Annotated in this window: 12 protein-coding genes; 11 read left to right on the top strand and 1 reads right to left on the bottom strand. The window is 38.7% G+C overall.

What is annotated here, in order from left to right:
- Window positions 1–102: 102 nt before the first annotated feature.
- Window positions 103–1371, bottom strand: coding sequence for a carbohydrate-binding protein (locus BV60_RS0114955; protein ID WP_029323019.1), 1269 nt, complete (start codon window positions 1369–1371; stop codon window positions 103–105).
- Window positions 1372–1775: 404 nt separating this feature from the next.
- On the opposite strand from BV60_RS0114955, the gene BV60_RS0114950 reads away from it, so the two are divergent.
- From BV60_RS0114950 to BV60_RS0114900, 11 genes are all read left to right on the top strand, one after another.
- On the top strand, window positions 1776–2699 hold the full coding sequence (locus tag BV60_RS0114950) for an AAA family ATPase (RefSeq protein WP_029323017.1): 924 nt from the start codon (window positions 1776–1778) through the stop codon (window positions 2697–2699).
- A 145-nt stretch (window positions 2700–2844) separates the two neighbouring features.
- Window positions 2845–3912 carry a DUF58 domain-containing protein gene (locus BV60_RS0114945; protein WP_081846714.1) on the top strand — a complete coding sequence of 356 codons (1068 nt, stop codon included), beginning with the start codon at window positions 2845–2847 and terminating at the stop codon, window positions 3910–3912.
- Entirely contained in the window at window positions 3827–6145 is a 2319-nt protein-coding gene (locus tag BV60_RS0114940; protein WP_081846713.1) for a transglutaminase-like domain-containing protein, read from the top strand. The genes BV60_RS0114945 and BV60_RS0114940 overlap by 86 nt, the downstream gene beginning before the upstream one ends.
- A 9-nt stretch (window positions 6146–6154) precedes the next feature.
- Window positions 6155–6823, top strand: coding sequence for an L-serine ammonia-lyase, iron-sulfur-dependent subunit beta (sdaAB, locus tag BV60_RS0114935; RefSeq protein WP_029323012.1), 669 nt, complete (start codon window positions 6155–6157; stop codon window positions 6821–6823).
- A gap of 8 nt (window positions 6824–6831) precedes the next feature.
- Window positions 6832–7722: an L-serine ammonia-lyase, iron-sulfur-dependent, subunit alpha gene (gene sdaAA / locus BV60_RS0114930; RefSeq protein WP_029323010.1), complete on the top strand. Its 891-nt coding sequence runs from the start codon at window positions 6832–6834 to the stop codon at window positions 7720–7722.
- Window positions 7723–7780: 58 nt separating this feature from the next.
- On the top strand, window positions 7781–8701 hold the full coding sequence (locus BV60_RS0114925; RefSeq protein ID WP_051656776.1) for a type II toxin-antitoxin system HipA family toxin: 921 nt from the start codon (window positions 7781–7783) through the stop codon (window positions 8699–8701).
- Window positions 8702–9397: 696 nt separating this feature from the next.
- Window positions 9398–10600 carry a glycosyltransferase family 4 protein gene (locus BV60_RS0114920; RefSeq protein WP_029323006.1) on the top strand — a complete coding sequence of 401 codons (1203 nt, stop codon included), beginning with the start codon at window positions 9398–9400 and terminating at the stop codon, window positions 10598–10600.
- 4 nt (window positions 10601–10604) lie between these two features.
- Window positions 10605–11627, top strand: a complete 1023-nt coding sequence (locus tag BV60_RS22795; RefSeq protein ID WP_029323005.1) for an acyltransferase family protein — start codon at window positions 10605–10607, stop codon at window positions 11625–11627.
- A gap of 46 nt (window positions 11628–11673) precedes the next feature.
- A complete protein-coding gene (locus tag BV60_RS0114910; RefSeq protein WP_029323003.1) occupies window positions 11674–12846 on the top strand; it encodes a radical SAM protein in 1173 nt (390 codons plus the stop codon).
- Window positions 12847–12863: 17 nt separating this feature from the next.
- Window positions 12864–13961: a polysaccharide pyruvyl transferase family protein gene (locus tag BV60_RS0114905; RefSeq protein ID WP_029323002.1), complete on the top strand. Its 1098-nt coding sequence runs from the start codon at window positions 12864–12866 to the stop codon at window positions 13959–13961.
- A 22-nt stretch (window positions 13962–13983) separates the two neighbouring features.
- On the top strand, window positions 13984–15090 hold the full coding sequence (locus tag BV60_RS0114900; RefSeq protein ID WP_029323001.1) for a Coenzyme F420 hydrogenase/dehydrogenase, beta subunit C-terminal domain: 1107 nt from the start codon (window positions 13984–13986) through the stop codon (window positions 15088–15090).
- Window positions 15091–15147 lie beyond the last annotated feature (57 nt).

Here is a 15147-nt window from a genome sequence, read left to right as displayed (position 1 = left end):
GAATAATAATATGAAAGCAGCCTGCATTTAATGCTTAAAATGCAGGCTGTTTTTTAGTAAGTTTTTTCAAGTGCTTTAGCAAGTCTTATATACGGTACCGAGTTATTTCTTTATAAAGGTTTTCTTGCTGTATTTGTAATCGTCTTTAATTTTTCCCTTGGAGCCATTTACAAATTTTCCGTTTAGTTTTTTGCCCTTCTTGTCATAGGATATCTTAACCGCTTTCTTAAGTGCAGGTTTTCCTTCGCCATAGCTTAAAACAACGGGTGAATACTTTCCGTATCCGTAAGCGGTAACCTTTGCCTTTTTATCAATCTTGAAGGTTTCTTTATGCCATCCGTCAAGGTATAAAACTGCTGTAGTGAGGCCGGGGCCTATGAAATAGGATTTGCTCTTGTTAAGAACGATTGAACCTTTGCCGGTAAAGTGTAAGTTTGTAGGCCAGTTTGCACCGGATACATGAAGAGCTTTAAGGTAATTCTTGCCAACAAGCTTGATATTAAAGGTTTTACCCATGTTTCTGATATCAAGGTAGCAGGTATCATCATTGTAATTCTTAAGCGTAAGAGTGTTGGTGTTATAATCGTAGCTTATACCATCCACGGTCTTTATATTTGAGTTGAAATCCTTGATTGCATAAGGGTCACCGAATATGGTCTTATTTGTTTTGTAATCATTTTCCTTACGAAGAACTACATAGGAAGTTCTAAGATAAATATTTGGCCAATAAAATGGTTTATTCTTATTTGACTTATTCTTATAAGCATCAATCCATTTGGCATTCTTCACATCTTCCGCATCAGAAGAGCCGTCATCGCTATATGAGAATGAGAACTCATACAAATCTATTGCTGAATAGATGGAAGTCGATTTATTGGAGCAGGAAAAGGTCAGATACAGATCATGTTTACCTGTTATATCCTTTTTGTTAAAACCGGCTTTGAAGGTTTCCTCAACAGCTTCTGACAGACTCTTTGTGCTCTTTGACATCTGCCATTCACCAAATTTTGTGCCGTTTTCACTATCTAAGGTTATTGATATTTTTACGGAATCTGTGCTTGGCTTTGAATACTTGAAAGTTATGCCTGTTACGGCTGTTCCTTCAGGACCAAATTCAACACCTTTAAATAAGGCCTTGTCGCCATCGGTTATTGTGGATAGCTTGGCTGTTCCGTCGGCATCGGAATTTAGGCCTACGCCATTTGTGACAGAATAATCTCCGTCCACATTTGCAGCCTTTACCACACGGGTGCCTGATTCGGCATTTACAACGGACACATAACCCGGAATGCCAAGAGGCGCTGTGCCTGTAAAGGTTAAAGCCATTGCTACTGCGATAGTTGATACTGTTTTTAATACTCTCCTCATCATAAGCTTTTTTTCCTCCGAGATAAATCGAAATCTAGCACATCGTTCAGACGGTAACCCTGCTCCTCTTTAAATAGTTGGGGATGAAGGTCTGATAAAACAAACGATGTACTATCGGTTTAATGTATAGAATAATTATATCATTTTGAACACTTTAATTTGGCAAGTTTATAAATTGTTTAGAAAACGAGTATGGTATTTGAATTTGCAGTTGTATGGTGAAAGGGGAAATACGGGAAAAATTAGAACAATTTATGGTATGCTTTTTTATATTATTACGTTTATTTTCTGGAATTATGATATTATAATATGGTAGCTCGATTTAGCTTTATTATAGTTCGGTAAGTCATAAAACAGAGATAAAAACAATTGTGTCAAATAAGTTTTGGGGGATATTTGGGGAGAAAATGGACAAAATAACAGCTTTATCTGACAACATGAAAAAGCGCCTCATCGGTAAGGACGATGTTATAAGGAAGGTTATAACGGTTCTTCTAGCAGGAGGTCACGTACTTTTGGAGGATGTGCCGGGAGTCGGGAAAACATCACTTGCAAGGGCACTTGCTGATTCACTTTCCTGCAGTTTTTCAAGGATACAGTGTACACCTGATACTATGCCTTCCGACATAACAGGACTTTCTGTTTATCATATGGATAAGGGAGAATTTGAAGTCCTTCCGGGCCCAATTGTAAATCAGATAGTTCTTGCGGATGAGATTAACCGCACATCACCAAAGACGCAGGCGTCGCTTCTTGAAGCCATGGAGGAGAGACAGGTTACCATAGACGGAAATACCATTCCGATCCCGGAACCATTTATTGTAATAGGAACCCAGAACCCCATGGAGATGACGGGAACCTACCCTTTGCCGGAGGCCCAGCTTGACAGATTCATGATGAAGCTCTCTGTGGGATACCCTTCAAAGGAAAGCTCTGTACAGATAGCCGATGATTTTTTGCAGGGTGTTCTTCATCAAAAAACTGAGGCTGTGCTTTCAGCGGAAGACATCATTTCGATGAGGGAAGAAGTATCGAAAGTGGAAATCCATAAGGACCTTGTTGATTATGCGGTCAGCGTTGTCGAGGAAACAAGAAAACATCACAGCGTAAAATGTGGTGCAAGTCCCAGGGCACTTCTTGATCTTCTAAGAGCATCTCAGGCAAGGGCATACATTGATGACAGGGACTACTGCGTACCGCTTGATATTTTAGAGACTGCGAAGGATGTGCTTCCACACAGACTGATATTATCGGCGGAGGCGAGGATGAACAAAATGACGCAGGAGACTGTGATGCTGCAGATATTGAATAATCATCCTGTTCCACAGTAATAAATTCAGACATTGAATTATCATCCTGCATCATAGTAAATAATTGAAATATAATAAGCGATATTTAGCAATATATTTAATGTTAAGCAGTGAACTATATATTGAAGAATATAACTTTTAAAGAACATATCTTTACGGTGCTGTAATGAAAATCAATTATAAAAGGTTGATTGTTTTTCTTTTAATCTTAATAGCAGCTATAGTATGGGCATCATATATGGGAGGTGCGCTTCCGTATATGTGCCTTTTCAGTATGCTTTTCTATCTGCCCATCTCGGCTGTTTACATTCTTGTAAGCAATCATTTTTTCCAGGTATATCAGGAACTCCCTTCAAGGCGTGTTATGAAAAATGAGGAACAACCGTATTCCCTTACTATTGAGGATGCAGGTTTTTTCAGAATAAATGATGCGGGACTATTAACAGAGGAAGTTCTTGCAACAACGCTTTTAAAAGCAGAAAAGGTCGTTAACCTCACGCCAAATGAGAGAGTTGTCATTAATGGAAACGTGTGCTGCAAGTATGCGGGAACCTACAATGTAGGACTGATAAGCGCATGTTTTCAGGACCCCTTCGGAATTTTTGGCGCTGTTTTTCAGGTTCCTGCTCCTTACAGAGTGACAGTTATGCCGATGATCACGGATATGGCGAACAAGGTTCTTGATTTTGAAAATCTAAAAAACAGCAGCAGGATAAGAAGTCTTGTGTTAAAAGAGCCAATCCCCGGCAATGAATTCAGGCCATACAGAGAGGGGGATCCTATAAAAAGCATTCACTGGAAAGCCAGCGCAGCTGCGGGAGAACTGATAAGCAGAACGCCGGATACACTGGAACTTCGGAAAATAGCACTGGTGCTCATAGCGGAGAACAAAGCTTCCGGAAACAGCGACCCTGAATTTATAAAAAGAAGAGATTACTTTTTGGAATTTGCAGTTTCTGCAGCTTACTACTACGCACAAAAAGGCGAGAGCATACAGATTCTGTACCCAAGAGGTGAACTGAAAAACATACAGGTTGCATCACTTGGCAGCTTTTCGGAATTCTATGAAGATATAGCAAAGGGCCCTTTTTATAACAGGGAAAGTGATATGGAAAAGCTTGCAAAAGAAAGCGAGAGCATGGCGGAAAATGAGCAGGACAGTATCATTATCACAGTCAGAGAAAGTGAATACGGAACAGAACATTTTCTGGAAATCAGAAACGGCAATAACTAGGATACTGCTTTTTGCCACAGCAGTTCTTTTGTGGAATCCTGCATTTGGTGGGATTCTGCTTGGCAGTTATTGTCTTTTTGAGGTAATGCTTCTTCTCGGAAGACTTAGCGTAGGGGACGGGTTCATCATAGGTGCCCAGATAGTAATAACCGGATTGCTTTTCATGTTTTTCCATGAGCTGCCGATGATGGATGCGGCTTACTATGAAGAGACCGGAAAGTCAATGCTCGGAGCGATAGGAACTATTGTGGCAGCAGCACTGGTAGCTTACCTTGTACTGCATGCACTTTCAAGGATCAAGATCCTCATTGCAGCTTTGATAATTGCAGAGGATGCGTTTATTGTATGGCAAAGCGTATACGGATATCAGGTCTTTAAGCTTGCTATCGCAATGGCACTGGTACTTACGCTTGTTATGCTGTGGAGATTTAGTCTGATCACACAGGGAAATAGCAGCATATTTATCAGATACAGGTGGCTTGTGTTCTTTATTCTTCTGGAAATACCTGTTTACTTCATCCCTGTCAGCGATAATCCGATAGATTGGAGCTTTGTATCAAGAATAGGATACAGAATTCAGGATGGCTTTGAGACCCTTGCGGAAAATACGGGATATTATCTGTCGGGACTTGGGGAGGGCTCTGTTTACCAGAGCGGCTACAGCGGACTTGGAGCGGCCCCCGGGAGCATTACGGGTAATGACAGAGAGGAGATTTACGTTTCCACAAAGGGGACTATGGACAGTCTCTACCTTACCGGTAAGATAATGACTGATAACCCCGAAGATATAGCAGAGGATATAAAGGGTAGGAAAATTCTGGATTTTTTATATGCACTATACTCACATGATGTTACAAGAGAGGAAGCAAAGTGCTACGGGAAAATTGAAAATTTATCCATAGAACTCGGATACTTACGGACCAGGGATGTGATAAGGCCGGAAAATACCCTGCGGATAGACTACGGAAAACAGGATGAATTGGACGATACCGGGACTACATTTAAGAGAACCCATAAAAAGGACGATATATATAATACGGCATATTTAAATGTGGACTACGGCAGCAGGTATCTTGAGAAAATAATGGAAAAACCTGTGAATATCAAGTGGCCTACATACTCCGAAATGGAAGACTACTGCAGCATTTTGTATGACTACCAGCTAAGCAGAAGCATTAGCGAAAGGGATTACAATAAATGGATTTCTGAAAAAAGAGATAACTCGGAATATCTGAAAATTGGAGATATGGTAACTCCAAGGATGAGAGAGCTTGCAGAAAAAATAACCGGGAATGCGGAAAGTGATTATGAAGCCTGCAGAGCTGTTGAGGCATATCTTAGACAGTACAAGTATTCAACAAATGTTGATAACAGCTACGATAATTATGTGGATGCATTCCTTTTTGAAACAGGAAAAGGCTACTGCGTACACTTTGCAAACGCCATGGTGCAGCTTCTTAGAATAAGTGGAATCCCCGCAAGATGTGTTGAGGGTTACTGCTATGCTTTTCCGAATACAAGGACCGGAACCTTTGCAATAACCGGTGACAGGGCACACGTGTGGGTTGAAGCCTACCTTGAAGGAATAGGATGGGTTCCTTTTGAACCGACAGCAGTCAGAAGGACATCAATCGATACCGGATGGAACATAACAATGCCTGAGGCTGAGAGTACAATAGAAGATAGTGAAGAGGCTGTAGAGAAAAAAGAAGATGAATTCTACATCCCCGAAATTCCCGAGGAGGCTGAGGAAGCTATTGATGACGAGGCAGCCGGTGCAGGTGAGGGTGAAATACATTTTATTGATGTGAGAGTAATTGCAAAAACCATGGGGACAATCTTGCTTGGTCTCATACTTTACGTGGTACTTATGGTGATTGCAGTTATATTAATAAGAAAGCTCAGATACAGAGCGGCTCCACTCTCAGGAAAACTTGAAAAGAATATGAAAGATATTTTGTGGCTTATGAACAGGGAATTTTTGGGGCCAGGCGAGATGGCAAATGTCCTTGAAGATTACCTACAATATTTACCTGAGGGTGAGATGGTTGAAGGAGACAGACTTGATATAAAGAATTTGAGGGAATTATCAGGTCACATTTTTAAGGTTTATTACAGACAGAGATTTGCAGGAAGAGACGCAACCGGCATAGAAGTAAGAGATGCCGAATATTTAAGGAAACATCTGATTGCAAGGTATATAAAAAATATGAGACCATGGAAGAAAATGTAAGGAGTTTAAATGAACGTTTTTGATATCATAGGGCCTATCATGATCGGCCCATCAAGTTCCCATACTGCAGGTGCGGTGAGACTTGGAAGAGTAGTAAACAAGCTTATAGATGAGAGGAAACTGAATAAAGTTGAGATCACTTTATCCGGTTCTTTTGCCCAGACTTACAAAGGGCACGGAACAGACAAGGCTCTTCTTGCCGGAATCATGGGCTATAAAAGTTACTCACCCGAAATAAGGGATGCCCTGGAAATAGCAAAGGAGCGAGGGATAGAGTACATATTTTTAAAGGAAAACATAAAGGGTGCTCATCCAAACACTGCCAAAATCCACTATTTTCTTGATGACGGAACGGAAGGTGTGATGCAGGGAGCAAGCATCGGAGGCGGAAATATACTGGTAAATCAGATAAACGGGATGGAGGTTAATTTCAACGGAGAAAACAATACCATACTCGTAATGCATGAGGATAAGCCCGGGGTAATCGCCAGCGTGACAAATATGATGCACTGGGAACATGAGGACCTTAATATATCAAACTTTCACTTATCCAGACAGGAAAAGGGCGGAGAAGCGATAATGACCATAGAGATAGACAATAAGCCTCCGGAGACACTTGTAAGTGAGATAAGACAGATAGAGCATGTTCTTAATGCCATACTGATTAAGAGAGTCTGAGGGAAAATATGATCAAATACGAAACCATAGATGAACTTGTAAAAGAAGCTGAAAAAAGGAACATCAAGATAAGCGAGCTTGCGCTGGAGGATCAGGCAAAGAGCATGGAAATGACAGAGCAGACTCTTTATGAAAAGATGGAGATAAGCTTTGAAGTTATGAAAAGCTCTGTAACGGAAGGCATGAAAAAAGACCAGCGCTCAACCTCAGGACTCACAGGCGGAGAAGGTTACCGTATGAACGAGTATGTGGAAAATAATGACGGAGGCCTGTGCGGAAGCTTTTTATCAAAGGCAATAGCAAGAGCGCTCTCTGTTGCGGGCTGCAATGCTTCCATGGGAAGGATTGTTGCGGCTCCGACTGCAGGAAGCTGCGGGATACTTCCTGGGTGCCTTGTGTCTTTGTATGAAGACAGAGGCTTTGATGAGAAGGACATTATCATGTCCATGTTTACAGCAGGTGCTGTGGGAATGGTCATAGCAAACAGGGCAAGTATCGCAGGAGCCGAGGGCGGATGCCAGGCTGAGTGCGGAAGTGCGGCGGCTATGGCAGCAGCTGCGCTCACAGAGCTTATGGGCGGAACACCTTCCCAGTGCGCAGATGCCTGTGCCATGGCAATCTCCAACCAGATGGGACTTGTATGCGATCCTGTTGCAGGACTTGTTGAGATACCATGCATAAAAAGAAACGTGTCGGGACTTATGATAGCTTTCTCCAGTGCTGATATGGCACTTGCCGGAATAAAGGCAAATATCCCTGTTGATGAATGCATCGATGCCATGAAGGAAGTCGGGGATGCGATGTCTGTTACACTTAAAGAAACTGCGGGAGGCGGCCTTGCAACAACACCTACCGGAAGGAAACTTAAGGAAAAGCTGCAATTTGGTACGGATGAGTGAAAAATTTCAATAACTACAAATTTATCAAAGCCATAGTGAGTCAAGTAGATGACCTGCTATGGGGCCGACGAACAACAGGGGGGACGTTGTTGATGTAGATGAGATGGTAAAATTTGCGTCGGAAGTATTAAACAAGAGAAAAAACATAGTGATTGATGAATGGAAAGAGCTTACATACTCTCAACTTTTACAGCTTGGAACTTCAGCGGGAGGTGCCAGAGCTAAGGCTATAATTGCCTGGAATGAACAGTCAAATGAAATCAGATCCGGTCAGATTGAGGCAGGAGATGGATTTGATTATTGGCTAATTAAATTTGATGGGGTTGGTAAAAATGGCGATCATAATCTTGAAGACAGCGTAGAATATACCCATTATCAAATGGCAATAGACGCAGGTATAGAAATGAGCGAATGTAGAATCCTGCCTGAAAACGGAAGAAATCATTTTATGACCAAGAGATTCGACAGAGTAGATGGTAAAAAGGTTCATATGCAGACACTCTCAGCAATAGGTCATATAGACTATAATATCCCAGGGCTTTGCAGCTATGAGCAGGCAGCAATGTATATGGATGAGATGCGCCTTGGCGTCAATGAAATAGAGAAACTTTTCAGAAGAATGGTTTTCAACGTTATAGCTGTTAATCAGGATGATCATGTGAAAAATATCTCTTTTCTCATGGATAGAAAGGGTACATGGCGACTGGCACCGGCATATGATCTGACCTTTGCCTATTCACCGGAAAATAAATGGCTAAAAGCTCATCAGATGAGAATCAATCAAAAGACAGAAAATATAACTAGAGAAGATATCATTACTTCCGGCATCAATATGGGAATTAAGAAAACGAGAATTAATGCAATAATAGATAAGGTTACTGACGCTATTGGAAAATGGCAACAGTTTGCGGAAAAATCCGGAATCCGGGAAGAAACCTATGAAATAATTAGTGATATTATGCATAGGAATAGTATATAAAAAATTGTAGGTATATTGTACCAAAGTTATAGTAGATGGAATACTTGATTCAGATATTGCCAGATTAAATGACATTGTTAAATCAGTATGTTAAAAATCTAAGGTCACAAGAAAATATATGAGAGAATTGGACAGACAAAGAATTCATGATAAAGAGCTGACAGAAAAGGTATCATATCATGGTAAATCGCTCAGTAGGCATTCTTTAGGGCAGAGAGCATCAGCTTTGATTCTTTTTATGCTAACACAACATGATAGTGATGTTATTATCATAGATTAATCTGAAGATGATTTGGATAACCAAGTTATTTATGAAGAACTAATTCAAACAATAAAAAAAGAAAAATATGCAATATATATTTGCTATTACCTTCCCTCTAAGGGGGAAGGTATTTTATGTTAATTGTTTATTAATAAATTAAAAAGTTAAGATTTATCTAAATATCAATACACATGTCCGCAAATTGCGGAATATCGAGCCTCGTGTCCGAGGCACAAAATCCATTTGTGAAATATGTCTTAAATAACATCTGATTGTGAAATTTATTTTTCATGATGTGACAATTGCCGAAATTATAAAATTATTATAAACTTTTAACTCGGATAAAAATGTAATTTAAGATTTAACAAAAGTGCGACATTGTTGATGCAATTTAATTTAGACTTGTAAAAAGTGCGTGTTTATGGGGATTTCGTATGAAAGTATTAATGGTTAATAAGTTTCTCTATCCCAATGGGGGATCGGAGACGTACATTTTTAAATTGGGCGAAGCTCTTGTGGCTAATGGTCATGAGGTGCAGTACTTCGGTATGGAGCATGAGGGCAGATGTGTAGGCAACAATGTGAATGCTTATACCTCTGACATGGACTTCCACAATGCGAGTAAGCTTGAGAAAATGACTTATCCATTAAAAACTATATATTCCAAGGATGCAAGAGTGAAAATCAGGCGTGTACTCGATGACTTCAAGCCTGATGTGGTACATCTCAACAATTTCAACTATCAGCTCACTCCATCAATAATCCTCGAAATAGTTAAGTGGAGAAAAGAGACCGGGCATAAGTGCAAGATAGTATTTACAGCACATGATTATCAGCTCGTTTGTCCTAACCATATGTGCAACAATCCGGGCACACATGAGAATTGTGAAAAATGCCTTGGGGGTAGCTTTATGAACTGTACTAAGGGTAAATGTATCCATGGAAGTACAGCTAAGAGCTTTATAGGTACACTCGAAGCCAGTTATTGGAAAAAGAGAGGTACATATAAATACATAGATTCATTCATTTGCTGCAGTAAGTTCATGAAAAGCAAGCTTGACAGTAATCCGCTTTTTGCGAAGAAGACAATAGCAATCCACAACTTCATAGAAGCTATTCCGTGGGTTGAGGCAGAAAAAGAGGACTACATCCTTTACTTTGGAAGATACTCTGAGGAAAAGGGAATTAGAACCCTGATCGAAGCTGCCAGGAGAATGCCTGAGGTGAATTTCATATTTGCCGGAAAAGGACCTCTTGAAAACGAGCTTGAAAACGTTGAAAACATACAGAATGTGGGATTTAAGAGTGGAGATGAACTCTCAAGCCTTATAAGAAAAGCGAAAGCTTCAGTATACCCTTCAGAGTGGTATGAAAATTGCCCATTCTCAGTAATGGAATCACAGCTTTACGGAACACCTGTAATAGGTGCAAACATCGGCGGAATTCCTGAACTTATAAAAGAGGGAAAAACAGGTCTTTTATATAACAGCGGTGATGTGGATGCACTTTGCGATGCTGTCCATGAGATATGGCAGGATGATAACAAGGCGAAAGTAATGCATGATGAGTGCAAGGAACTGAGCTTTGATACGATTGATGAGTACATGGATAAACTGATGGCTATTTATGAAGGATGAGAATATGAACTATGAGATGAAAAGAGATATATGGGTTGATAATGTCAAGGTTGTGGCTTGCGTTTTTGTTGTGCTGGGACATTTTTTTCAATCCATGGTAAAAGCAAATATCATAGAAGATAATTTTTTGTATGAATGGTTTAATACAACAATCTATTATTTTCATGTTCCTTTGTTTTTTATCTGTAGTGGATATTTGTATCAAAAGTATTCATGTGTGAGTAATCTTCAAGAGTGGAAAAATAACATTCTGAAAAAGTTTGTAGCACTAGGTGTCCCATATTTTGTATTTTCAATTTTGACATGGGGACTAAAAAAGGCTAATTCATCAGCTGTCAATACTCAAATTGGGGGGGTGGTGGATACGTTGTTTAGACATCCGGCATCTCCATATTGGTATTTGTACATCTTGTTTTTTATCTTTGTAATAACTTGTACAGCAAAAGAAAACAAACATATATATTTGTTGTTGAGTATGAGCGTTATATGCAAAGTTGTTAGTTTGATGGGCTTTTATTTGGATATCTATGCGGTAGATAAATTATTATCAGAATGGGTATGGTTTGTTCTGGGGATGGCTATAGCAAGGAGGATTATTTCAAGCGTACGCCTTATAACTAGTGTTGTTTTGATAGCTTCATTTGCAATTCTGAGTGTAATGATACAGATAGAAATGATATCTATTAAGGGAATAAAATTTCCTCTTGGAATTATGGCTTGTTTTGGGATAATTGGCATTATGCAGAATGCATTTAAGGAAGGAACTCAAAGTAAATATTGGGGATTTTTTGCAAAATATACAATGCCTATTTTTTTGATGCACACATTATTTGCAGCTCCATTAAGGTCTGTCTTGATCAAAATGGGAGTTCATAATAGCATAATTCATATTTTACTTGGAGTGATGGTGAGCTTTATTGGACCAGTTGTAGCAATGATTGTAATGGATAAGATAAAACCGCTTGATTTTCTTGTATATCCGACTCGATATACAAGATTTGAAAAGAAACTAAAAGAAGCAGCATAAAGCTAATACATGGATAGTTGAAGAAAAAGTATCTAAGGAGATAAAAATGGCAGAGAAAAAATTAAATGGAACTGTTATCGTAACTTATAGATGTAACGCTCGTTGCTCTATGTGCAATAGATACAAGGCGCCTAGTAAACCAGAAGAAGAAATTTCTATTGAAACAATTAAGAAACTTCCTAAGATGTATTTCACAAACATCACAGGTGGTGAGCCTTTTATCAGAACTGATATCAAGGATATTGTTCGTGAGCTTTATAAAAAGTCAGACCGTATTGTTATTTCTACCAATGGCTTTTTTACAGACAGAATAGTAGATCTATGCAAAGAGTTTCCTCAGATTGGTATTCGTATCTCTATCGAAGGCCTTGAGAATACAAACAATGAGATCAGAGGTCTTGAGAATGGATATCAGAGAGGTTATCAGACTCTGAAAAAGCTTCGTGAGATGGGTATGAAGGACGTTGGTTTCGGTATGACTGTTCAGGATAAGAATGCACCTGACCTTGTGCCGCTCTATAAGCTCTCTGACGAAATGGGCATGGAGTTTGCAACCGCATCGCTTCACAACAGTTTCTACTTCGTTGAAGCAAAGAACATAATCAAAGATCGTCCGATGGTTGCACAGAATTTTGAGAACCTTGTTAATGAGCTTCTTGCAAGCAAGAGCCCTAAGAAGTGGTTCAGAGCATACTTCAATCATGGACTTATCAACTACATTTATGGACAGAAGAGACTTCTTCCCTGTGATATGTCATTTGATACATTCTTTATTGATCCCTATGGAGACGTTATGCCTTGTAACGGAACTAAGGATAAAGAGGTTATGGGTAACCTTAACGAGCAGAGTTGGGATGAGCTTTGGAGCTCACCTGAGGCAGAGGCGGTTCGGAAGAAGGTTCGTTGCTGTGACAGAGATTGCTGGATGATTGGTTCAGTATCTCCTGCAATGCATAAATACATCTGGGTTCCTGCATGGTGGGTCATCACTCACAAGCTTAAGTTCTGGACCAAGAAGAAATACAGTATGTATGAGAACAAGATTGTTCGTGATCTTAGAGATGGAAAAGTAACTAAGGAAGAACTTGACAAGTGCAGTACATGTGACATGAACTGTGTAATTAACAATGGTCTGTCTGCTGCATCAATGGAGCAACTTAAGAATAAGACCGGTGAAGAGATAGTTGATGCTGATATTGCAGCACAGTTGGCGGAGTAATCTTTTGGAGTCTTTACATGAAAATTGGTGTTATTACAAGGCATGCAATAACAAATTATGGTTCTCTTTTACAAGCATTTGCAACGCAAACTGCGATAGAGGAATTGGGATATGATTGCGAAATAATAGATTATATTCGAATGGATGAAGCTTACAAGAATGTTGAAAAAACATTACTTAGAAAGAAAAATTCATGGAATAAGAATTTACTTAGTAGATTTATTTATTTGTTATTAAGACAGCCTGAAAGTGTTATTGCAGGGAGTAAATTCGAAAAGCAAAGAAAAAAATACTTGAAGCTAACAAGGAACTATAGCTCAAAAGCTGAACTAATAGCAGATTGTCCTAAAACAGATGTTTATATGACAGGAAGCGATCAGGTTTGGGGACCGGTTAGTGATGGGACGTATGATGATGTGTATTGCCTTTCTTTTGCTGAGAACAAAAAAAGAATAGCCTATGCAGCTAGTTTTGGACATACAGATATGACCGGTGAGCTTAAAGACTATTTTAGCAAGCATTTAAAAAAATATAATTCTATTTCAGTTAGAGAAGACAGTGCAGTCAATATTCTAAAAGATATTGGCCAGAAGGCTGAACAAGTTGTGGATCCAACTTTGCTTTTTGATAGTCATTTTTGGAGTAAATATGCTAAGGAAATAAATACTGAAAAGTATTTATTAGTATATCAATTACATAACGATAAGAATCTGGGGCGCTATGCTGAAACGATAGCTAAGAAGAAAGGGTTAAAACTGATTAGAGTATCTGCTTCTTTGCATCAAATTACAAGATCGGGGAAGTTTGTGTGGTGTCCATCAGTTGCTGAATTTCTTGGATATATTAAAAATGCTGAACTAATGGTAACAGATTCGTTTCATGGTACTGCATTTGCTATTACATTTAATACCCCTTTTATTGAGGTGTTGCCCAATAATAATACCGGTACACGCAATGTAAGTATTTTAAATATGACTAATTTATCTGAAAGAATATTAACTGATAATAGTAAGAATCTGGAAGACATTAGTATATCATTTGACTTCGCCAATAGGATACTAAGACAGAAAAGAGCAGAGTCTAAAGAAATTTTGAAGAAAATGATTTCAGAGTAAAAAAGGAAGGGATTATTTTTTCATGACTGTATGCGAATTAGATAAATGTGCTGGGTGTATGGCATGCGTAGATGCTTGCCCTAAAGAAGCAATTACGATACAAGATTCATTAGTCTCATATAATGCAATTATAGATGAGAAGAAATGTGTTAATTGCAATATGTGTCGCAAGGTTTGTCAATATAATAATCCATCAACGTTGAGAAAACCTATAGAATGGCATCAAGGATGGGCTGAAGATGGGCAGGTTCGAAAAAATAGTTCTTCAGGAGGAGCTGCTATTACAATTGCGGAATATTTTCTTGATTTAGGAGGAGTAGTTTTCGCATGTGTATTTCGTGATGGAAAATTTATTTTTGATGTTGCACGTAAAAAGGAAGAATTGATAAAGTTTGCGGGATCAAAATATGTAAAAAGTAATCCAATAGGTGCATACAAAGCAGTAAAAGACCTGCTTGTTATAGGTGAAAAAGTACTGTTTATAGGTCTTCCTTGTCAAGTGTCCAGTATGCTGAATTATGTTGGAGAAAAGCTTACTTCTGATTTATATACAATCGATTTAATATGTCATGGTAGTCCATCGCCACAAATTTTAGATATTTTCTTAAAACAATATAAAACGAAATTATCCACTTTTACGGATATCTCATTTAGGATAAAAGCTAAGTATATGGTCTATGGGAACAAAAAGGGGATTATTACAAATGGAGTAAGTGATAGATATTCAATAGCATTTATAAATTCACTAATTTGCACAGAGAATTGCTATAGTTGTAGATACGCTGGTATAGAGCGTGTGTCGGACATCACATTGGGAGATTCCTGGGGCAGTGAGTTGCCAATACAGGAGCAAAAGAAAGGTATATCATTAGTTCTATGTCAGACGGATAAAGGCAAAGAACTTCTTCATAATGCAAGGCTTTGTTTACATCCAGTTGATTTAAAAAAGGCTATAGATAATAATCATCAGCTAAGACATCCTTCAATTGAACATCATAGAAGAAAAGAATTCTTTAAAAGGCTTATGAATGAAAGCTTTAATGTCCTTGTGTTTAAAATGCTTCCTAAGCAATGCATGAGGCAAGATTTGAAACAACTACTATTAAGATTGCGAGTAATAAGTAATTGATAATGTATTATTATTTTTTGATATAGTTATAAAGAAAAGGAAGCTAAAGAGTTTCAT

It is taken from the genome of Butyrivibrio sp. AE3004 (genome assembly GCF_000703165.1).
Taxonomy (GTDB): Bacteria; Bacillota; Clostridia; order Lachnospirales; family Lachnospiraceae; genus Butyrivibrio.
Note: the sequence above shows the minus strand (reverse complement) of the source record. Positions and strands in the feature narration are given on the sequence as shown.

Coding starts and splice junctions, on each gene's coding strand:
- BV60_RS0114955 (WP_029323019.1), bottom strand. CDS start 1,371: ATGATGAGGAGAGTATTAAAAACAGTATCAACTATCGCAGTAGCAATG.
- BV60_RS0114950 (WP_029323017.1), top strand. CDS start 1,776: ATGGACAAAATAACAGCTTTATCTGACAACATGAAAAAGCGCCTCATC.
- BV60_RS0114945 (WP_081846714.1), top strand. CDS start 2,845: ATGAAAATCAATTATAAAAGGTTGATTGTTTTTCTTTTAATCTTAATA.
- BV60_RS0114940 (WP_081846713.1), top strand. CDS start 3,827: ATGAGCAGGACAGTATCATTATCACAGTCAGAGAAAGTGAATACGGAA.
- sdaAB (WP_029323012.1), top strand. CDS start 6,155: ATGAACGTTTTTGATATCATAGGGCCTATCATGATCGGCCCATCAAGT.
- sdaAA (WP_029323010.1), top strand. CDS start 6,832: ATGATCAAATACGAAACCATAGATGAACTTGTAAAAGAAGCTGAAAAA.
- BV60_RS0114925 (WP_051656776.1), top strand. CDS start 7,781: ATGGGGCCGACGAACAACAGGGGGGACGTTGTTGATGTAGATGAGATG.
- BV60_RS0114920 (WP_029323006.1), top strand. CDS start 9,398: ATGAAAGTATTAATGGTTAATAAGTTTCTCTATCCCAATGGGGGATCG.
- BV60_RS22795 (WP_029323005.1), top strand. CDS start 10,605: ATGAACTATGAGATGAAAAGAGATATATGGGTTGATAATGTCAAGGTT.
- BV60_RS0114910 (WP_029323003.1), top strand. CDS start 11,674: ATGGCAGAGAAAAAATTAAATGGAACTGTTATCGTAACTTATAGATGT.
- BV60_RS0114905 (WP_029323002.1), top strand. CDS start 12,864: ATGAAAATTGGTGTTATTACAAGGCATGCAATAACAAATTATGGTTCT.
- BV60_RS0114900 (WP_029323001.1), top strand. CDS start 13,984: ATGACTGTATGCGAATTAGATAAATGTGCTGGGTGTATGGCATGCGTA.